The sequence below is a fragment of the Microbacterium protaetiae genome, from assembly GCF_004135285.1.
In the GTDB taxonomy this organism is placed as follows: Bacteria; Actinomycetota; Actinomycetes; order Actinomycetales; family Microbacteriaceae; genus Microbacterium; species Microbacterium protaetiae.
In genome coordinates, this window is the sequence record NZ_CP035494.1 from 484,133 (window position 1) to 505,218 (window position 21,086).

Genomic DNA, 21,086 nt, shown 5'->3' on the forward strand with positions numbered 1-21,086 from the left:
TCCGCCGGCCCGACCGGCATCCGCCCTCGGCAGAACGGCAGGAACGCATGGCACGCTTCGACCTCTCCGCGACCCAGCTGCGCGATCACCACCCGCAGGTCGCCGAACCCGACGACTTCGACGCGTTCTGGTCCGGCACCCTTGCCGAGGCGCGCCGCCACGGCGACGGCCTCGAGCGGTCGACGGTGGCCTCGCCGATGCCCGCGTTCGAGGTGTTCGACGTCACCTTTCCCGGTTTCGCGGGCGAGCGCATCCGCGCCTGGCTCGTGCTGCCCGCGCACCGTTCGTCTCCCCTGCCGGGCATCGTCGAGTTCGTCGGCTACGGCCGCGGTCGCGGTCTGCCGCACGAGCGACTGCACTGGCCGGCGGCCGGCTTCGCCCAGCTCATCGTCGACACCCGTGGCCAGGGCAGCACGTGGGGCACGGGCGGTTCGACGCCCGATCCGCACGGCGCAGGCCCCAGCACGGCCGGCTTCCTCACACGCGGCATCGAAGACGCGCACGAGTACTACTACCGGCGGGTGTTCACCGACGCCGTGCGTGCTGTCGACGCCATGCGCCAGTTCCCCGAGGTCGACGCGAGTCGCGTCGCGGTGACCGGCAACAGCCAGGGCGGGCTCATCGCCATCGCCGCGGCCGGACTCGCCTCGGGACTGGTGGCCGCCCTGCCCACGGCGCCGATCCTGTGCGAGGTGGCACGCGTGATCGGGCTGACCGATGCCGAGCCGCACGCCGAGATCGCGCGGTACCTGTCGGTGCATCGTGATCGCGTCGATGACGTGTTTCGCACCCTGTCGTACTTCGACGGCGTCGCCTTCGCCCGGCGGGCAAGCGCCCCCGCCCTGTTCGGCTGCGGTCACCTCGACACCATCGCGCCACCCTCGGGCGTGTACGCCGCGCACAACGCCTGGGGCGGCCCGCACGACATGGTCGACTATCCCTGGAACGGGCACGAGACCGGCGAGGGCGCCCACTGGCTGCGCCAGGTGGCGTGGCTGCAGGCGGTCACCGCGTGACCGCCCCGCGCCTGTCCCGCGCCGCCCTCGCCGCCGCCGGCACGCCCTTGCCCGCCCCTCCCGTGCGCATCGTCCACCTGGGCGTGGGCGCCTTCCACCGCGCACACCAGGCCTGGTACACCCACCACGCCGGCGACGACTGGGGCATCGCCGCCTTCACCGGGCGGCGCGCCGAGCTCGCCCACCGCCTCGGCCCGCAAGACGGGCTTTTCACCGTGGTCGAACGCGGCCCCGACGCCGACCGCGTCGAGATCGTGGGCAGCATCGCCCGGGCGCACCGCGCCGATGAGGTCGAACGGATGCTGCAGCTGTGCGCCGCGCCCGAGACGGCCGTGATCACGTTGACCATCACCGAAGCGGGCTACCACCTGGGCGCCGACGGTGCGCTGGACACCTCCGACCCGGCCGTCGCGGCCGACATCGCCGCACTCCGCGCCGGCGCACCGCCGGCGACGCCGGTGGGGCGCCTGGTGGCTGGTCTGCATGCGCGAGCTCGAGCCGGCGCCGGCCCACTGGCGGTCGTGGCCTGCGACAACCTGCCCGAGCTCGCTGCCCGGCTGCGCGACGCCGTCGCCGAACTCGCCTCGGCCGCCGGGCTGCCGCCGGTCGAGGCATCGTTCGTGGCGACCTCGGTCGATCGCATCACGCCGCACGAGACGGATGCGGCAGCCGTGGCCGCCGCGACCGGCTGGCACGACGAGGCAGCCGTGGTGACCGAGCCGTTCTCGGACTGGACGCTCTGCGGCGAGTTCCCTGCCGGCCGGCCCGCGTGGGAGCGTGCCGGTGCTCTCTTCGTCGACGACATCGTGCCGTTCGAGCGGCGCAAGCTTCTGCTGCTCAACGGTGGCCACCTGCAGCTCGCCTTCCATGGCCTGCTGCGCGGCCACGTGACCATCGCCGAGGCGGTGCGCGACCCTGCGTGCCGTGCCGGCCTCGAGTCGTTCTGGGACGAAGCCGCGCGCACCGTCGGCCCGGGGGCCGACACCGAGCACTACCGCGCCGCGCTGCTCGAGCGGTTTGAGAACCCCCGCATCGAACACCGTCTGGCTCAGATCGCCGTCGACACCGCCACGAAGCTGCGCATCCGCATCCTGCCGGTGATCGCGGCCGAGACCGCGCAGGGGTGGGATGCCCGCGGCGCGCGGGCGGTGATCCAGCGGTGGCGCACAGCCGCGGCCGCCGGGCTTGTTCCCGACGTTCCACCGGCCCGCGCGGGCCGGGAAGAGTCGGCGCTCTGGCAGACTGCGAAACTTTTCGCTCGGTCTTAGATAACGTTTCGATTACGGCTGACACTCGATCGTCGGTCGTCCCGATATGTTTCTCGCAACCACAAACAATCGCAAGGGAGCGATCTCGTGATCAGACGCCTGCGGACCGCCCTGTCCGTACTCGCCGCCGCCGCCCTGGTGGCCGCACCGTTCCTGGCCCCCGCGACACCTGCAGCCGCAGCATCCACCCCGGTGTCATCCGTCGACTTCGAAGACGGCACGACCGGCACCTGGACGCAGAGCGGCAACCCGACGCTGGCCGTCGTGCCCGACCCGCTCGGCGGATCGGGTCAGGTGCTCTCGATCACGAATCGCACGAACAGCTGGGACGGCGTGCAGAGCCCCGAGGGCCTTTTCACCGAGGGCACCCAGTACACATTCTCGGCCCGAGTGCTGGTCCCGGATGTCGCCACCACGGCGCACTTCATCGTCAAAGCCGACTATGCCTGGGTCGGCGACACTCCGGTGCCGGCGGGAGTGTGGACCACCGTGACCGGAACCTACACCGCTGACGACAACGACAGCAGCACCTACGTCGAGGTGGCCGATGAGACGGCTGACTACTACCTCGACGACATCGTCATCACCGCCGAGGGCGCCTCGACACCGCCCGCCACCCAGGCTCCCGGCACCGTGCTCGTCGATGCCGACTTCGAGTCAGGCTTGGGCGATTGGGCGGCCCGCGCCGGCGCGGGCGATTCGAGCCCGACGGTGGCCGTGGTCGACGGCGGCGCCGACGGCACCGCCCATGCGGCACAGGTCTCCGATCGCGCCTCGGAAGGCGACGGCATCCAGCTCGACACCGCCGGTATTCTGCTCGCAGGCGCCACCTATCACTTCGACGGCTATGTGCGCTTCGCTCCCGGCGCCGATCCGGGTCGCGGACTCACGGTGTCGATGCGCACGGTGAACGGTGGATCGACAGCCTTCTCGAACCTGATCCAGGTCGAGAACGCCTCCGCGACGGATTGGACGCACGTGACCGGTGACTTCACCGTGCCCGGGTACGACACCGCGGCCGAGATCTACGTCGAAGCGCGATACAACAGCGGCAACACGGCGAGCTTCCTCGTCGATCAGGTGCGCATCACCGTTCCCGAGGCGGCTGTCGTCGACACGAGCCTGACTCCGCTGAAAGACAGCGTCGACTTTCCGGTCGGCGTCGCCGTCGACGAGCGCGAGACCACGGGGGCGGCGGCCCAGCTGCTGCTGCACCACTTCGACCAGATCACTCCCGAGAACCACATGAAGGTCGAGGCCTGGTACGACGCCGATCACCACTTCGTGCGCAGCAGCCAGGCCACCGCCCTGCTCGATTTCGCCCAGGCCAACGGGCTGCGGCTGTACGGGCATGTGCTCGTGTGGCACTCGCAGACGCCGGAATGGTTCTTCCAAGACGACTCCGGTCGCGAACTGACCTCGTCGACCGCCGACAAGCAGATTCTGCGCGACCGCCTGAAGACGCACATCTTCGACGTCGCGAAATCGATCGCCGACGACTACGGCCTGTATGGCTCGGCGACCAACCCGATGGTCGCCTGGGACGTCGTCAACGAAGTGGTGGCAGACCAGGCCACCGACGACGGGCTGCGCACGAGCCGTTGGCACGACGTGCTGGGCGAGGAGTACATCCCCCTCGCTTTCGAGTACGCCGATGAGGCGTTCAACAAGACCTACGCGGCGCCGGGCACCGATCGCCCCGTCAAGCTGTTCATCAACGACTACAACACCGAACAGGATCGCAAGGGCGCACAGTACGAGGCGCTCGTGAAGCGGCTGCTGGCGGCGGGCGTGCCCGTCGACGGCGTCGGCCACCAGTTCCACGTGTCCGCCACCACCCCGATCTCGTCGCTGCGCGCGGCCCTGCAGCGCTTTTCCGGCCTCGGGCTGCAGCAAGAGATCACCGAGCTCGACGTGACGATCACCTCCGCCGATCAGCCGAACCTGATTCGGCAGGGCTACTACTACCGCGACCTGTTCGACGTGCTGCGCGCGTACCAGGCGGCGGCACCGGCCGATGAGAAGCTCTTCTCGGTGACCCTGTGGGGCTTGGACGACGCTCGTTCCTGGCGCTCCGAGCAGAAGCCACTGCTGTTCGACGGCGACCTGCAGGCCAAGCCTGCCTACTACGGCGCGATCGGCGATGATGCCGGCCTGCCGGCCCTGGTCAACACCGCCGATGTCTTCGGCGGCGACGTGCTGATCGCCGATGGGTTCGAAAACGATCCGGCCTGGACCAACCTGCCCGAACACGCGCTGACCGACGACGCCGGCGGATTCCAGCTGCGCTGGAACGCCGACCATCTGACGGCCCTCGTACGCACCATGACCGTGCCCGAGCGCATCGAGTTCAGCTACGGCGACAAGGAGTTCACCTATCAGCCCGGCGGCGCACTGGCCGGCCGTACCGTGACGGTGGAGGGCACCTCGTACACCGTCGTGCACCTGCCGCACAGCGGGGTGACCCAGGGCTCGTCGGCGACGTTCGACGTGCGGGTGTACGCGGGCGGGGCCTTGGCCGGCGCCTGGAACACCACCGGTGCGACCGGCATGCTCAGCCTGCTCGAGCCGCTGTCGTTCGTGCAGGTGCCCGCCGCGCACGCCGCACCGGCCATCGACGGCGCCATCGACGAGACCTGGCAGAACGCCCCGGTCGTGCACACCTCGACGACGGTGGAGGGCTCGTCTGACGGAGCCACCGCCGACGTGCGCACCCTCTGGCACGACGACACGCTGTACGTGCTGTACGACGTCACCGACCCGGTCGCCGACAACAGCAACAGCGATCCGTGGAACCAGGACTCCGTGGAGCTCTTCCTCGACCTCGGCAACGAGAAGGCGGGCCCGTACGGGCCCAACGCCACGCAGATCCGGGTGACCGCCGACAACAAGCTGTCGTTCGGAACCGGGGATGCCGCAGCCCAGCAGGCCCGCGTGCTCTCCAGCGCCACCGCCCGCACCGCGACCGGCTACATCGTCGAACTCGCCATCGCCATGACCGGCCAGTCGGGTGGACAGAACGACGTGCCGCTGGGTGGCGAGAACACCTTCCACGGCATCGACTTCCAGGTCAACGACGGCCGTGACGGTGCCCGTTATGCGGTGCACACGTGGGCCGAGCCGACCGGCAGCGGATACCAGACCACGGCTCGCTGGGGCGTGGCACAGCTGGTCGCGGCCCTCGAGCCGGGCGAGCCCGGCGATCAGGGCGGCTCCGGCGACACCGGCACTGGTTCCGGCGACGAGGGTACCGGCTCGGGCGACACCGGCACCGGTTCGGGCGACACCGGCACCGGCACCGACACGGGTGCCGGGTCCGACGAGGGCACGGGTTCCGGCGACACCGGCAACGGGTCTGAGACCGGCGCCAACGCCCACGCGTGGGCCACGATCGACGTCGGCTCGGGTGTCGTCGAGCAGGGCGGCGAGCTGACCGTGCAGGTGTCGGGGCTGACTTCGGGTCAGCGGATCGCCGCGGTTCTGCACAGCGAGCCCCTCCCGGCCACCGGCATCCCGGCTGCCGACGCATCGGGAAGCACGGCGTTCACCCTCGCCATCCCCACCGACTTCGCGCTCGGCGCGCACACCCTCATCGTCTCCACCGACGGTGCGGACCCGATCGAGATTCCGGTACAGGTGGTTGCCGCCGGACAGCTCGCCGTCACCGGCGCTCAGCTGCCCCTAGGCATGCTGTTCCTCGGCGCGCTGGCCATCGTCATCGGAGGCCTGTTGCTGGTGACGCGGCGCCGCCCGGGCCGAGACATCACGTCGGGGGCGTGACATCCTGATCACATGAAGAAATGGATCGTGCGGTTTCTCACACTGCTGATCTTCAACATCGTCGTGCTGCTGATCATCGGATGGCTCACGCCGGCGCATGTCGGGTGGGCGGCACTGTGGGCCGGCATCATCATGACGGTGCTCGTGATCTGGGTGAAACCGCTTGTTGCGAGATGGTTCCGTTCGATGGCCGCGAAGTCGGCCAGTCAGCGCACCAAGATCGGCGAGAAGCTCGTGCAGGCGCTGTTGGCGATCGCCGTCGCCTTCGTCGTCTGGATCGGCACGGTGCTCTTCTCGGGCGTGCACGTGAGCGGCTGGTTCTGGGGATGGATCCTGCCTCCGGTCATCCTCCTTGTCGGCTGGGCGATCTACGACGTCATCGACGACAAGGTCGAAGCTCGCGCGGGCGCCCTGTATGACCGGGCGACCGCGGGCTTGTCCGGGCAGAAGCCGGATGCCGCAGCCCCACCATCCGAAGCAGAGAAGCGGGGTCGCCGCGAACTCGACGACGGGCTGACCGACGAGCAGCGCAAAATGCTCGACGACCTCGGCTGAGCTGTCGATTCGCCCACGGCTCGATCGTCATCTTCGTGTCAGCATCCACACGGAAGGAACGATGATGCGATACACACTGTTGTTGCACTACCCCGAGATGACCGCCGACGAACTCGGGCCCGAGACGCTCGCCGAGGGAATGCGCGCCTTTCACGATTACGCCGCGGCGCTGGAGGCTGCCGGCGTGCTGCGCAGCGCCGAGGTGTTGCAGCAGAGCGGCGCGAGCACGACCGTGCGCCTGCGCGACGGCGAACTGCTCGTGCAAGACGGCCCGTACGCCGACACCAAGGAGCAGCTGGGCGGCACCTTCGTCATCGAGGTCGACGATCTCGATCAGGCGATCGACTGGGCCCGAACCGCACCCTCGGTCGGCTGGGGCGCTGTCGAGATCAGGCCGACCGCGACCCGCTTCGTCGACGGCGCCTGGCAAGGCACTGCGCCCGTTTCATAGCCGCCGACATGAGCGCAGCCGACCGTGCGCGCAGCGCCGCCGAACGCGCGGTGCGCGACTCTTACGGACGCCTCGTCGCTCTTCTCGCCGCGAGCATCGGGGACCTGAGCCTGGCCGAAGACTGTCTCGCTGACGCTCTCGAACGCGCCCTGCGCACGTGGCCGGATGCCGGCATCCCGCACAATCCGGAAGGATGGCTGCTGACCGTGGGCCGCAACCGACTCCGTGACCTGCTGGGCTCTGCCGCGCGGCGCACGGCGGCTCCGCTCGACGAGACAGCCGCAGCGGCGGACGATGTCGCCGCGCTGCTTGAGCGCGGCGAGGCGATCCCCGATCGGCGGCTCGAGCTGCTGTACGCGTGCGCGCACCCCGCGATAGACCCCGGCATCCGCACCCCGCTGATGCTGCAGGCCGTGCTCGGTTTCGATGCAGCCCAGATCGGGCGCGCGTTCGACGTTCCGACGGTCACGATGGCGCAGCGGCTCGTGCGCGCCAAGCGCAAGATCAGGGCCGCCGGCATCCCGTTCACCCTGCCGCAGCGCGACCAGATGCCTGCCCGCACGACGGCGGTGTTGGAGGCCATTTACGGTGCATATGCGATCAGCTGGCTCGATCAGGGCGACCAGGTGCGCACCTCGACGGCCGACGAGGCGCGCTGGCTGGCAGTGCTCACAGCGACGCTGCTGAGAACGGATGCCGAGGCGTGGGGTCTTGCCGCCTTGCTCACTCTCGCCCAGTCACGGGCACCGGCACGGGTCGGCGATCCGTGGCCGCCGCTGGCCGAGCAGAACACCGCCCTCTGGGACCGGGAACTGATCGCTGAGGGCGAGGCATTGCTGCGCCGCGCCGCGGCGCTGGGCAGACCACTCGGGCGCTTTCAGCTCGAAGCCGCGATCCAGTCGGTGCACTGCGACCGCGCACGCACCGGCGCGCTCGATCGTGAGGCGCTGGTGAAGCTCTATCGCGGGCTCGTCACCGTGGCGCCGACCACCGGCGCCCGGGCAGCGCTGGCGGCGGCATCCGCATCACGCCGCACGACAGCGCCCGATGCCCGGTCAGAGGTTGCGGTTGCGGTACAGTCGCGACGCCAACGCGGCCGACGCCGTCAGGACGGCGAGCCCCGCCACCAGGATGATGGCGGTGATGCCCGCCCCATCGTCCATCAGCGCCGCTATGGTGGCGCCGTCGAATATCGACGTGCGCGAGCCGAGCCATCCCAGCCCCACGAGGGCGATGATCAGTACCAGCATCGCCTGGCGGCCCCGCGCGTACCCCATCGCGAAGTACCACGGCAGGAGCGCGCTGATCGAGATGACGGCCACGACGAAGGCACCCAGGGCCATTAGTCCCATCAGCGTCCATTCCACGCGCGACCGATGGATCGCGACGATGACGAGGGCGACGACGAATCCGAACGCGCTCGTGCCAGCGCCGACAACGAGAGCCGTCGCGTATCGACCGAACACGACTGCGGTGCGGCTCACCCGCGACAGCCCGTACAAGGCGTCGAGCCTTCCCCGTTCGTCGGTGAGGAACACCGATGAGAGCAGCATTGCCCCCATGTAGCCACCCACCATGATGGCCGCGCCCTGCACCGGAGCGGTCGCTCCGATGACCGCGACCAGACCGAGCATCAACAGTGGACGCAACGGCGCCGTCGAGACAATGTTGTGGAGATCGAACAGCGTGAACCTGATCATGCGGCACCTCGTTCTTCCCACAGCCCGGCATGGCTCGCACTCGGGCCGGCGAACCCGACGACCAGGTCGTCGGTGGTCGCTGGCTGCAGTTCGACGCCGGCGCCGAACAGGGCTGAGTCAGCGACGTCGATCAGACCTTGGAACCATCCGGACGCGCTACGGCGCAGCCCGCGTATCGCCGCCAGGGCTGCGGGTGACACGGGCCCGTCCCCCGACACCACCGCAAACTGCTCGCGGGCCTGCTCGAGCGTTCCTTGATACGCGATGGTGCCTCGGGACATCACGATCAGGTGGTCAGCGAGGTTGTCGAGATCGGTGGTGATGTGCGTCGAGAACAGCGCGGTATGCGCGCCGTCGAGCATGAACTCTCGAATCACGTCGGTCAGTTCCCGCCGCGCAACCGGATCCAGGCCGCTGGAGGGCTCATCGAGAATCAGCACCAGCGGATCGTGCGCCAAGGCCATCGCCATGGCCAGCTTGACCGACTGTCCCCGCGACAACTCACCTACCCGGCTCTGCGTGGGCACGTCGAATCGTTCCAGCAACGAGCTGAAGCGAATCTCGTCCCAGCGCGGGAACAGCGGCCGCACGTGTTTGCTGACTCGCCCGGCGCGCCACGCCGGGGCGGCGGTCACCTGGTCGAGTACGACCCCGACGCGGTCGGCCGTCGCCCCGTCCACGGAACCGAGCACGCGTATCTGACCAGCATCGGGTCGCACCAGGCCCAGCATGCTGCGGATCAGCGTCGTCTTGCCCGACCCGTTCGGACCTACGAGTCCGGTCACATAACCGGCCGGCAACGTGAGATTCACGTCTCGCAGTTCGAACGACCCCAGACGCTTTCGCAACCCATGCACCTCCGCGGCCACTGGCGTGCCGGCTACCCTCGTCTCATCCACTCCGCTTCCACCTTTCCCAACACCGTCGTCATATCCAGCCGTGCTGTGCGACCGGCGGAGACGACCTCGCTGATCGCGTTCGTGACCCGATCCGCCATCACCGCCGCGGCATGATCTGCTGCGACGGCGCAGACGACGAACCCGCGCCCGTGTTCGTTGCTGGCCAGCCCCATCGCCACGAGTTCGTTGTATGCGCGCGTGACGGTGATGATGCTGACTCTCAGCTGGGCCGCGAGCTGTCGCAACGACGGCAGCATCTCGCCTTCGGCGATATCACCACCGATGATCGCGTCGCTCAGCTGCGCGCGGATCTGCTCGTACATCGGTACGGCGCTCGTTCCCGAGACGACTACGGCCACTAGCCCTCCTACTGTTTATGTACACCATAACAGCTGATCTGCGGGCAGGCCGAGGATTGTCACATTCGCCGGGCGGGCACCGTCGACGCACGTCTGGTCGAGGGCACGGCGCGCTCTCCCTCGCGTCGGTTCATATGAATGCGTCGAGAGCACATCACACCGGCGCCGGTGTGATGTGCTCCCGACGGTTTGATGTGCGTACGCCGGGACTGGCGGGGCGCTTTAGCAGGTTCGTTGCACGCCCACCAGATCCAGCCGCGCGCCGAGCACGTCTAGCCCACGCCTGACAGGTCGCGGTCCGCCGCCGTGCCGGTCAGATGCCGGCTGCGCGCTCGGCGGCTTCGACCACGTTGGTCATCAGCAGCGCGACCGTCATCGGGCCCACGCCGCCCGGGTTCGGCGAGAGGAATCCTGCGACCTCGGCCACCGCCGGGTCGACATCGCCGAACACCTTGCTCTTGCCGGTCTCGAGGTCGGCCTCGCGGGTCACGCCCACGTCGAGCACGGCCGCACCGGGCTTGACGTCTTCGGGCCGCACGATGTGCTTGACGCCGGCGGCGGCCACGATGACATCGGCCTGCCGCAGGTACGACGGCAGGTCGACCGTGCCGGTGTGCGTGAGAGTGACCGTCGCATTTATCTCGCGCCGGGTCAGCAACAGCCCGATCGACCGGCCGATGGTCACGCCGCGGCCGACGACGACCACGTGCTTGCCCTTCAGGTCGTAGTCGTTACGCAGCAGCAGCTCGATGACGCCCCGCGGCGTGCACGGCAGCGGCGTCGTGATCGGGCCGTTCACATTCAGCACGAGCCGTCCGAGGTTCGTGGGGTGCAGGCCGTCGGCATCCTTGGCCGGATCGATGCGCTCGAGCACGGCGTCGGTGTCGAGATGTTTGGGCAGCGGCAGCTGCACGATGTAGCCGTGGCAGGCCGGATCGGCGTTGAGCCGATCGATCGCCGCCTCGACGTCGGCCTGGGTCGCATCGGCGGGCAGCTCGACCTGGATGGAGTTCATCCCGATCGCCTCGGACTGCTTGTGCTTCATGCCGACGTACAGCTGCGATGCCGGGTCAGCCCCGACGAGAACCGTCGCGATGCCGGGCGTGATGCCGCGCTTTTTCAGCGCCGCGACCCGCTCGGCGAGTTCGGCCTTGATCGCCGCCGAGGCGGCCTTTCCATCCAGCTTCACCGCTGTCATCGTTCGTCTCCTCGTCGCCGATGGTGGGGTGGGATGCCACCCCCGGCGGCACCGCCGGGGGTGGGATGCCGCGCCCGGCGCATGCCGCCGGGCTGCGGCATCCTGCTACTGCTGCAGTTCGGGGTACAGCGGGAACGCCGCCGTCAGGGCCGCGACGCGCGTGCGCAGCGCGGCGATGTCAGGGTTCGGCTGCAACGCGAGAGCGATGACGTCGGCCACCTCGGTGAACTCGGCGTCGCCGAACCCGCGAGTGGCCAGCGCCGGCGTGCCGATGCGCAGGCCCGAGGTCACCATCGGCGGGCGGGGGTCGTTGGGCACGGCGTTGCGGTTCACCGTGATGTGGATCTCGTGTAGCAGGTCTTCGGCCTGCTTGCCGTCGATCGCCGCGTCACGCAGGTCGACGAGCACGAGGTGCACGTCGGTGCCGCCCGAGCGCACCTTGACCCCGGCATCGGCCACATCCTGCTGCGAGAGCCGCTCGGCGATGATGTGCGCGCCCGAGAGCACGCGCTGCTGGCGCTCGGCGAACTCGGGGGTGCCGGCGATCTTGAACGCCGTCGCCTTCGCGGCGATCACGTGCATGAGCGGGCCGCCCTGCTGGCCGGGGAACACCGCAGTGTTGATCTTCTTGGCCAGGTCGGCGTCGTTGGTGAGGATGAAGCCTGAGCGCGGGCCGCCGATGGTCTTGTGCACCGTCGAGGACACCACGTGCGCGTGCGGCACCGGCGACGGGTGCACCCCGCCGGCGACGAGTCCGGCGAAGTGGGCCATGTCGACCCACAGGTAGGCGCCGACCTCGTCGGCGATCTCGCGGAAGCGCGCGAAGTCGAGGTGGCGGGGGTACGCCGACCAACCCGCGATGATGACCTTGGGATTGTGCTCGACGGCCAGCCGATGCACCTCGTCCATGTCGATGAGCGAGGTTTCGGGGTCGACACCGTAGGCGACGATGTTGTAGAGCCGGCCCGAGAAGTTGATCTTCATGCCGTGGGTCAGGTGGCCGCCCTGGTCGAGCGACAGGCCCAGCAGCGTGTCGCCGGGGCGCGCGATGGCGTGCAGCACGGCCGCGTTGGCGGTCGCACCCGAGTGCGGCTGCACGTTCGCGTACTCGGCGCCGAACAACTCTTTGGCCCGCGCGATCGCCAGCTCTTCGGCGACATCGACTTCTTCGCAGCCGCCATAGTAGCGGCGCCCCGGGTAGCCCTCGGCGTACTTGTTCGTCAACACCGATCCCTGCGACTGCAGCACCGAGACGGGAACGAAGTTCTCCGACGCGATCATCTCCAGGTACGAGCGCTGGCGGTCGAGTTCGCGCTCGAGCACCTGCGCGATCTCTGGGTCTACCTCAGACAGCGGGGCGTTGAAAAAGCGGTCGGTCATGGCGTCTCCTCGACTCGGCGGTCACACAACGGATCGGATTCCACATCGGCCCAGGCGTGCGGTCGGATGCCGGTCGGTCGCTCCCCGGTGGTGGCCCACCTCAACGCCAGTCGCGACATGACGATGATAGCGGATGCCGCACCCCAGCCGTCATTCGGGCCGGGATGCGGCATCCCTGTGTCGATCAGACGAGTTCGTCTCGCCGACGCCGGATGTACAGCAGCACTCCCCCGGCGATGACCAGCGTCGCCCCGAGAGCACCCAGACTCCACGCGATCGTGCCACCGGTGATGGGCAGCTCACCCTGCGGGGGTGTCGAGTGATCGGTCGTGCAGGTGCCATCGCATCCGCCGCCGGGGCCGGCTGTCGCCGTGTTGCGCAGCGTCACGTCATACGCGCCGCTGTGCACCGTCACCCGGTAGGTCACCGACACCTGTTCGCCCACGGCCAGCGCCGGAACGTGCCAGGTCAGCGTCGTGCCCGACAGCGTCAGCCCGGCCGGCAGCGGCTCGACGAGGTCGGCGTTGTTGAGCACCTGTGACAGATCGTCGGTCACGGTCGCCTCGGCGACCGGTGCCGGGCCGTCGTTGAGCACGGTGAGCGTGTACGCGATCGTCGACCCGGGGTCGACCTGCGAACCCGAGGCGGGGTCACTCGTCTTGCGCAGCGTCCACAGCGGCACCGGGTGTTCTGTCGTGCAGTCGTCAGCACACGTCGACGGATCGACCGGCCCGGTACCCGCAACGGCGTTGCGAAGCGTCGTGCCCCACACTCCCTCGTTCACGGTGACTGTGTATGAGACGGATGCCGCCTCACCGACGGCGATCGTCGGGATGTCCCATGTCAGCGTCGTGCCGTCGCGCGTCAGCCCCGCGGGCAGGTCGCCGAGTGTGGCGGCGTTGAGCACACCGCTCAGGTCATCGGTCGCCGTCGCACCGGAAAGCGGTGCCGGACCGGTGTTGGTGGCCGTGAGCGTGTACGTGATGTCGTCACCCGGGCGTACCGCACTGCCACTGGCAGGGTCGGCGGTCTTCGCCAACGTCCACGACGGCACCAGATGCTCCGTCTCACGACACTGCGGATCAGCGGTAGGACACGAGTCCGGATCAGGCACATCACCCGCCCCGGTCACCACATTGCGCAGCGTCTGCCCCGCCGCAGCGGCAGTGACCGTCACCGTGTACGACACCGTGACATCCTCCCCCGGCGAAAGATCAGGGATCGCCCAGCGCAACGTCGTCCCGTCACGGGTCACACCATCGGGCAGATCCCCGAGCGTCGCATACGGCAACACGTCGGACAGATCATCTTCGGCGACAGCACCCGTCAGGTCCGCGTCATCCGAGGCGTTTCCGGCGGTCAACGTGTACGTGATCGTGTCGCCCGGAACAACCGTCGAACCACTGTCGGGATCCGAACTCTTCGTCAGCGTCCACCGCGGCGTGAACAACTCCGACGTACGACAATCGGGATCATCCGTCGGGCAGACCTCCGGATCAGGCACGTCACCGGCACCCGTCACACTGTTGCGCAACGTCACCCCCACCGCATCAGCATCCACCGTCACCGTGTACGACACCGTCGCACTATCACCCTGCGCCAGGTCAGGAATCGTCCACGTCAGGTTCGTGCCATCCAGCACCAGCCCATCAGGCAGATCACCCAGCGACGCATGCGAGAGCACGTCAGACAGATCATCAACCGCCTGCGCACCCGACAGGGTAGTAGACGCCGTATTCGTCGCCGTCAACGTGTACGTCACCTCGTCACCCGGCTGCACCGTCGACCCACTCACCGGATCAGACGACTTCGTCAGCGTCCACGCTGGCACAGGATGCTCAGTGGTGCACGGGTCATCCGTGGTGCACTCCGTGGGGTCGATCGGGCCGGTTCCGGAGACCGCGTTGCGCAAGGTCGTTCCCGTCGCCCCGTCATTGACAGTCGCCGTGTATGAGACGGATGCATCCTCGCCGACAGCAAGGTCAGGAATGGTCCACACGAGAGAGGTGCCGTCAGCGGCCAGCGCGAGGCCGTCGGGCAGGTCGCCGAGTGTGGCGGCGTTGAGCACACCGCTCAGGTCATCGGTCGCCGTCGCACCGGAAAGCGGTGCCGGACCGGTGTTGGTGGCCGTGAGCGTGTACGTGATGTCATCACCCGGACGTACCGCACTGCCACTGGCAGGATCGGCGGTCTTCGCCAACGTCCACGACGGCACCAGATGCTCCGTCTCACGACACTGCGGATCAGCGGTAGGACACGAGTCCGGATCAGGCACATCACCCGCCCCGGTCACCACATTGCGCAGCGTCTGCCCCGCCGCAGCGGCAGTGACCGTCACCGTGTACGACACCGTGACATTCTCCCCCGGCGAAAGATCAGGGATCGCCCAGCGCAGCGTCGTCCCGTCACGGGTCACACCGTCGGGCAGATCCCCGAGCGTCGCATACGGCAACACGTCGGACAGATCATCTTCGGCGACAGCACCCGTCAGGTCCGCGTCATCCGAGGCGTTTCCGGCGGTCAACGTGTACGTGATCGTGTCGCCGGGAACAACCGTCGAACCACTGTCGGGATCCGAACTCTTCGTCAGCGTCCACCGCGGCGTGAACAACTCCGACGTACGACAATCGGGATCATCCGTCGGGCAGGCCTCCGGATCAGGCACGTCACCGGCACCCGTCACACTGTTGCGCAACGTCACCCCCACCGCATCAGCATCCACCGTCACCGTGTACGACACCGTCGCACTATCACCCTGCGCCAGGTCAGGAATCGTCCACGTCAGGTTCGTGCCATCCAGCACCAGCCCATCGGGCAGATCGCCCAGCGACGCATGCGAGAGCACGTCAGACAGATCATCAACCGCCTGCGCACCCGACAGCATCGACGTAGCCGTATTGGTCGCGGTCAGCGTGTAGGTGACCGTCTGGCCCGGCTTGACAGTCGACCCAGTCACCGGATCGGACGACTTGGTCAGCGTCCACGAGTTGAAGGTGTTCTCGAACGCGATCTGCGGGAACTGCATGGGTGCGTCGTCTTCGTTCGTGACAACCGTCGACAACGTGTCGTCTGTGTCCGCATTCTTGATCACGGATGTCGCCCGGTACGTGCCGTCTTCGTTCATCGAAGGCGTCGTACAGATCTCAAACCGGGTGGTGTCGTAGATGATGCCAGGTTCCGGCGTGCCCGGGACCACCTCCGAGTAGATGTAACAGTATGTGTTTCCGAGCGCCTCGCTCGTCAACACGAGCGCTGCCTCGCGCTGAACCTGGGCGAACACGCCGTCGGCTGCGCCAGGCATCGAGAAAACCGCGCCATCGGGATACGGCACCTGCCCACCGGTGATAGCCCCTGATGCCGCATCCTCGGGCACGACCCGCACCTGGAACTCACCGTCTGTCATGTCGCGTCCGACGAGCCGCTTCAGGATGTCGTAGTGGTAGGTCGCGAGGTAAGTGTTCTCAAAGATGGTGTTCGGCTGCGAGACCTCGGTCTGCAGCGTGCCCGACCCGTCGTCGGTCACGTGGACCGTCACTGTGAGGACGCTGTCGTCGGTGATCATGCTGTCATCACCCGGCGTCGTCTCGCGGATCTCGTATTCGTAGTCGCCGGCCTCGGTGTACGTGATCGGCCCAAATTCACCGACCCGGATGCCGGGGGACGCTGTCGTGGATGAGGTGGTGGCATCAACAGTGTCGGTTGCAGGCATGGGCGCACCATCGACAGGCGACAGCTGGAAGCTGAATGTGTCGCCGGCTCGCCAGTCACGACCCACAATCCGCTTGTCGAAGGAGATGTGCGCGGTGCCGGGCCCGGCTTCGTATGTGTTGGCGAAGTCGATGACGGCCGCCCCGTCGGTGCGAGAGTCGTATGTCTGTGCCGTGCCAGCACCGTCGCTGACGCTCGTGTGGACCCACATCTCATCGTTCTCGGCGTCGTAACGCGGCTGTATGGTCACCGTATACGTCGTGTCGTCGTATGTGATGCCGCCGAGGTCGCCCTGCTGCTCTTGGATCTCGAAGGTGTATGTCTTGCCGATGTCGTCCTGATCGAAGTTGATCTCCGGCAACTGAGCGACCAGCGCGGTCACGCCGTCTGAAGCAGCTGTGGGATTCGTGTACACCTGACGCGCGTCGGTCCAGCCCAGAATGTCCCGCGCGTTGTCGTTCGCCTGCACGACGAAACTGAATTCGCGGTAATCGAGGTCACGACCAGTCAGCGTCTTGTTGATGACCACGTTGGCATACGAGACCGAGTTGCGGTAGGTATTCACGAACGACGCGCTGCCTTCGTCGGTGATGGACACCGTCGCCGTGAGCGATCCCGTCAGAAGGCCGTTCTCATCGACATCGCTGGTCACGACGACGGTGTAGACGACAGGATTCGGATCAGTTGTCAGATGAGCCGTTGAGGGCGTGGTCTCCTTGACAGCGAACGAGTACGTTCCCTGTTTGGAGAACGAGATCGCATCGAATTTCACGTTGTCGGTGTCGCCAGCAGTGGCGGTGGTCGTTAGTGTCGTCGGCATCACAACGTCGCCTTCTGTGATGGCCGTGCCTGTGTCATCGTCGGCGGCAGAAAGCGCGAAGGTGAAACTGTCGCCGCTCCAGTCTCGACCGTCGATCGTCTTGGTGGCCGTCAAGACCGCCTGCGCGGGCGCGGGGGTGTAGACGTTCGTGAAGAGCGGCTCTGTGGTGTCGATCGACGTATAGGCAGCCCCCGCGGACGGATCGCATTCGCCCCACGGATTCGTGGTCGTGACTTCGGACACCGTCGTATGACACACCGTGATTGCGGGGAGGATCGCATTGTTCTGAAGCACGACGTTGATTCGGAAGAACCACACGGCATCAGACAGCTGCAGACCCGAAATCGGCGAATCGAAGTCGTCCTCTTGCGCCTTGTAGTAGTACGCGTTACCGACGTGTTCGTGCGTGTACGTCAAGAGCGGCGATGGCACTGTCACGCTGTCGGCGGTGGCTGCCACCTGTGCTTCGTCGGTCCCGTCTTCGAACAAGAGGTCGGGGGCGGAACCGCCAGCCTGTTGTACGGCGGAGAACGTGAAGCGGTAGGGAATCCGGGGCGGACGCGGCTCATCAGGTGACGTCAGAGATGAGTCCCTCACCCGTTTGACGATCTCGAGCGCCCCGGTGCGGTCGCCTGGGGTGAACGTGTTGGTGAACGTCGCTGGGGCGGCGACGGCAACATCGACCGCATGGCCCGCATCGTCGGCGACTTGCCTCAGCGAGGTGCTGTCAACCACGAGAGCGCCGTGACCATTGTCTTTGACGGTCACCGTCCATCGATATTCGGCCAGGGAGTCCTGCACGCCCGCGACGTTCGCCTTCAACTCCGCAAGGCTGTAGGTGAACGTTCCGGGCACCTCGAAGGTCACGTTGCCGAATCCGAATGCTTGATCCTGCCCCGGCGCGTTCGCGTTGACGCAGCTGCCCTCAACACCACCGGGCAGGGGCGCGTTGTCGATTCGGCACAGCTGCATCGTGTAGGTACCGTCGACCCAGTTCGGGTCCATGTTCTTGGCGGCCGTGACGGTGGCTGTTGTCACGGACGAGGCGGAGTAGGTGTTCCCCCAGGGGATGCGAGGGATCGTCTCGTTTTCGGGCAGCGGCGCCGCGATCGTACCGCCTGTCGGGGTCGGCGGTTGCGAGGTGTACCCGGTCGGTGGCCCTTGCTCATCGACCGAGAACCGCGCTCCGTCGGGAAGCCCCATGACGCGCACGAACTGGTTGGCGGTGATGGCGACCGTACCGCCACTCGCGACTGTCCCGGATTCCACTGACTCGCCTGCCGTCGTGAACACGTGATACGGGAACTCGCCAGGAAGTGCTGCGGTGCCGTCGCTGGTCATCGTGACTTCGAAGGTGAACTTCTGGTCGACGTCAGGGGACAGCGACGCGTTGGTCTTCGTGACGGTCTTCGCGATCTCGAACGCACCGGGCACGTTGTACTCGAGCCAGCCGTTGTTGCCGAGCCGCACCTGTACCTGCTGCGCTGCGGTCGGAGCGAGCCTCGTTTGCCGCGCGTAATCGTCGGTGCCGGTGCGGTTCGCCTGCGTCGGAACGACCGAGCAGCTCAGCACGTCGTTCTCCCACACGACGTCATCGTCAGCGCACTTGGGCATATCGAGGTTCGTGGTGCGATCTGAGAGGTTGTACAGCCCCGCCGGCGCGATCATGTACCCATCGTCGAGCGCACGAATCGTGATCGTGCCGGTCTGACCCGCGAGCAGATCGCCCTTCGTGGTCGCTGCAAAGATCGTCGTCTTGTCGGGCTTCGATCCCTCGGCGCCCTTCGTGCTGTACGCCGTGATTGTCCGGTACACAATGGCGTCATCGTCGAGTCCGTCCCAGTCTTCCTGGGTGATCCGCGAACCCGTATTCTCGGCCGAGTAGAGATACGAATCCTGCGCAAACCGGTAGAAGTCGTTCCGCGTCGACGGCCGGAAGGTCGCGTATGCCTGCGACGTTCGCGTCGCACCGGATTGGGTGAACGCGTTTGCATAGAAACGCACGGCCCCATCAGGTGTCGTGTTGGTGGCGATGTAGGTTGCGAGCGCCTGTTGGTCAGCGGTGGACAGGGAGGTAGGGTCGGTCACCGCCGCAGCAACCCCCTCCTTCGGCGCGACCTTGTAGTAGACATGCACGGGGTGCGAGTTGAACCAATTCATACTCAGCGGGTTACCGTCGGCGTCTTCGACGATCTTCGTGTTGACCATCGGCAGCAATGCGACAGGAATCTTAACCGTGACGATGTCACCGACGGCGAGCGATGTATTGGTCTCGACCGTGATGATGATGTTCGACAGGTCTGTTGCGGGGAAGATGTCGTTCGCCTTGTACGAGCCGCTGGCGGTGTAGGTCGTGACGTTATTGACGGTCTCCCCCTTCTTCTGCGTCGTGAAGCTCTCGGGCGTGCACTCTTCGCCCGGCCCGGTGTCCGCCAGCAGCGAGCAGAAGACGATGCTGTCCATCTTCGTGACGTGCATGTAATCGCCCAGTGGGTCTGTGAACGTCACGTAACCGTCGGTGTTCGGGTCGGGCGAAGTGGTCTCGATCGGCAGCGTCGGCTCGTCCTCGAGCACCTGGCTGGCAATGCGCTCGAATACCGTGATCAATTCACTTGCCGTATTCGGCGCATCGAAGGTCGTGTTGTACTTCAACTCGGTGTACGTCGGGTCGTAGTTGAGCGCGTTGACGTTGGTTTGGCCGTTCCAGATGGTGTTTCCGCCGGGGCGCGTGATCGTGAATTCCACCGGTGGGTGATCAGTGTCCGAGACGAGCAACGTCGCCGTGCCGGACTTCCGGTACGCACTCATAGCGGTGGCGAAGCTATTGGCCATCGGATTGGCACCGGTCGTCCCCTCGTCAGGGAGGGTCCCCAGCGGATTCAACGTCGCATACGCCAGCTGCTGCCCCTGCGTGCTCAGTGCTCCCATTCCCAGACCGACGGTGTAGATGTTTGTCTCGACGGGAGCGAAGCCGTGCGCCGTGTTGTACGCCTCGTTGTTGTAGATGTCGTCCACCTGATTCTTCAGATAGGCGGCCGAAAGCGCGGCGAGAAAACCGTTGCCGAAGAACTGAGTGGCTCCCGGAGATCCGGTCCCGAGATTGGCCGTTCCGGTGAGGTTCCACCAGTTCGTCTCGTTCGCCGAAAAGGTCGGCTCACCGTCGGAAAACACGATGACGCTCGGGATGTGCTGCACGTCACCGGCAACATCCTTCGTGTTCTGATCGGCCAGGACTGACCTGGCCTGGTCGATGCCGCGTTGTATGTTCGTCGACTGAGTGGGACTCGTGCCAACTTGGAGGGTCCCGCCGGCGAAGCGCAGCGTCATCGTGCTGCCCGAATGCGTCAGCGCCAGATAATTGCCGGTCGACTGATACTGCACCGGCTTGGCCAGCGGCGTGAGCTCTCTCGCACCTGTGCCGAAGGCGACCATGCTGACCTTCGCGTCGGGGTCCGCCGCCACGATGTGCTTGATGGCGGCATTGACCCCATCGACCATGGCGGACGCGCGAGAATTGGTGTAGTTCGCGTTCGTGACACAAGTCGTATTGGTGCCGACGCAATACGTCATCGAGTACGAGTTGTCAAGCACCAGGACCAGGTCGATGACGGGCTTGCGGGTCGAGGTGACCTGGCGCGTTGTGCCCAGGGCCGACAGCGTGACAGCCATCTCGTCCGAGGCGATGTTCAGGTCGTGGTCAACACCGTCAGTCGTAGCCTCAGCGTCGTCCTCGAAGACGGATTTATCGGTCCAGATGCGGCCCGGGTTCTGCGACAGGTGCGTGTAGTCGTTTTCGTCAGCAAGGGCACCGGGGTACCGGTGCCAGGACGCATAGTCGGTGGTCTGTGCGTCCGGCGTCACACCGCCGGGGGTCGGGGGCACAGGATCAGCCGCCTGCGCGGCACTTGCACCCACCCAAACCAGCCCCGAGGACAGCACCACGGCCGAGGCG

The 21,086-nt window shown here is 66.9% G+C and carries 11 protein-coding genes, 1 pseudogene and 1 riboswitch; of the genes and pseudogenes, 6 read left to right on the plus strand and 6 right to left on the minus strand.

All coding sequences use genetic code 11. The features are described 5' to 3' along the window. Nucleotides 1-47: 47 nt before the first annotated feature. From ET475_RS02185 to ET475_RS18350, 6 genes and pseudogenes are all read left to right on the plus strand, one after another. Nucleotides 48-1,016, plus strand: a complete 969-nt coding sequence (locus ET475_RS02185; RefSeq protein WP_129385601.1) for an acetylxylan esterase — start codon at nucleotides 48-50, stop codon at nucleotides 1,014-1,016. Then, a complete protein-coding gene (locus ET475_RS02190; RefSeq protein ID WP_242497734.1) occupies nucleotides 1,013-2,284 on the plus strand; it encodes a mannitol dehydrogenase family protein in 1,272 nt (423 codons plus the stop codon). The genes ET475_RS02185 and ET475_RS02190 overlap by 4 nt, the downstream gene beginning before the upstream one ends. Before the next feature lie 87 nt (nucleotides 2,285-2,371). After that, nucleotides 2,372-6,064: an endo-1,4-beta-xylanase gene (locus ET475_RS02195; RefSeq protein WP_129385605.1), complete on the plus strand. Its 3,693-nt coding sequence runs from the start codon at nucleotides 2,372-2,374 to the stop codon at nucleotides 6,062-6,064. Nucleotides 6,065-6,076: 12 nt separating this feature from the next. Beyond that, a complete protein-coding gene (locus ET475_RS02200; RefSeq protein ID WP_129385607.1) occupies nucleotides 6,077-6,619 on the plus strand; it encodes a hypothetical protein in 543 nt (180 codons plus the stop codon). Nucleotides 6,620-6,680: 61 nt separating this feature from the next. Further along, nucleotides 6,681-7,070 (plus strand): YciI family protein, encoded by a 390-nt coding sequence (locus ET475_RS02205; protein ID WP_340638596.1) that lies wholly within the window; start codon nucleotides 6,681-6,683, stop codon nucleotides 7,068-7,070. 8 nt (nucleotides 7,071-7,078) lie between these two features. Beyond that, a pseudogene (locus ET475_RS18350) lies at nucleotides 7,079-7,909 on the plus strand (RNA polymerase sigma factor); the annotation flags it as partial. Between the two features lie 216 nt (nucleotides 7,910-8,125). Here the strand turns inward: ET475_RS18350 and ET475_RS18355 are convergent. From ET475_RS18355 to ET475_RS02240, 6 genes are all read right to left on the minus strand, one after another. Next, nucleotides 8,126-8,770: an ABC-2 transporter permease gene (locus ET475_RS18355; RefSeq protein ID WP_129385609.1), complete on the minus strand. Its 645-nt coding sequence runs from the start codon at nucleotides 8,768-8,770 to the stop codon at nucleotides 8,126-8,128. Further along, on the minus strand, nucleotides 8,767-9,669 hold the full coding sequence (locus tag ET475_RS02220; protein WP_165310685.1) for an ABC transporter ATP-binding protein: 903 nt from the start codon (nucleotides 9,667-9,669) through the stop codon (nucleotides 8,767-8,769). Before ET475_RS02220 ends, ET475_RS18355 begins: the two co-directional genes overlap by 4 nt. After that, the gene (locus ET475_RS02225) at nucleotides 9,651-9,992 is read right to left on the minus strand and encodes a GntR family transcriptional regulator (RefSeq protein WP_129393564.1); all 342 of its coding nucleotides are present in this window, start codon (nucleotides 9,990-9,992) and stop codon (nucleotides 9,651-9,653) included. The genes ET475_RS02220 and ET475_RS02225 overlap by 19 nt, the downstream gene beginning before the upstream one ends. Nucleotides 9,993-10,341: 349 nt before the next feature. After that, entirely contained in the window at nucleotides 10,342-11,226 is an 885-nt protein-coding gene (locus ET475_RS02230) for a bifunctional methylenetetrahydrofolate dehydrogenase/methenyltetrahydrofolate cyclohydrolase (protein ID WP_129385613.1), read from the minus strand. A gap of 105 nt (nucleotides 11,227-11,331) precedes the next feature. Then, nucleotides 11,332-12,606, minus strand: coding sequence for a serine hydroxymethyltransferase (gene glyA, locus ET475_RS02235; protein WP_129385615.1), 1,275 nt, complete (start codon nucleotides 12,604-12,606; stop codon nucleotides 11,332-11,334). A 41-nt stretch (nucleotides 12,607-12,647) separates the two neighbouring features. After that, nucleotides 12,648-12,730, minus strand: a riboswitch (ZMP/ZTP riboswitch). 60 nt (nucleotides 12,731-12,790) lie between these two features. Continuing rightward, a complete protein-coding gene (locus ET475_RS02240; RefSeq protein WP_165310687.1) occupies nucleotides 12,791-21,076 on the minus strand; it encodes a DUF7927 domain-containing protein in 8,286 nt (2,761 codons plus the stop codon). Nucleotides 21,077-21,086: the final 10 nt, after the last annotated feature.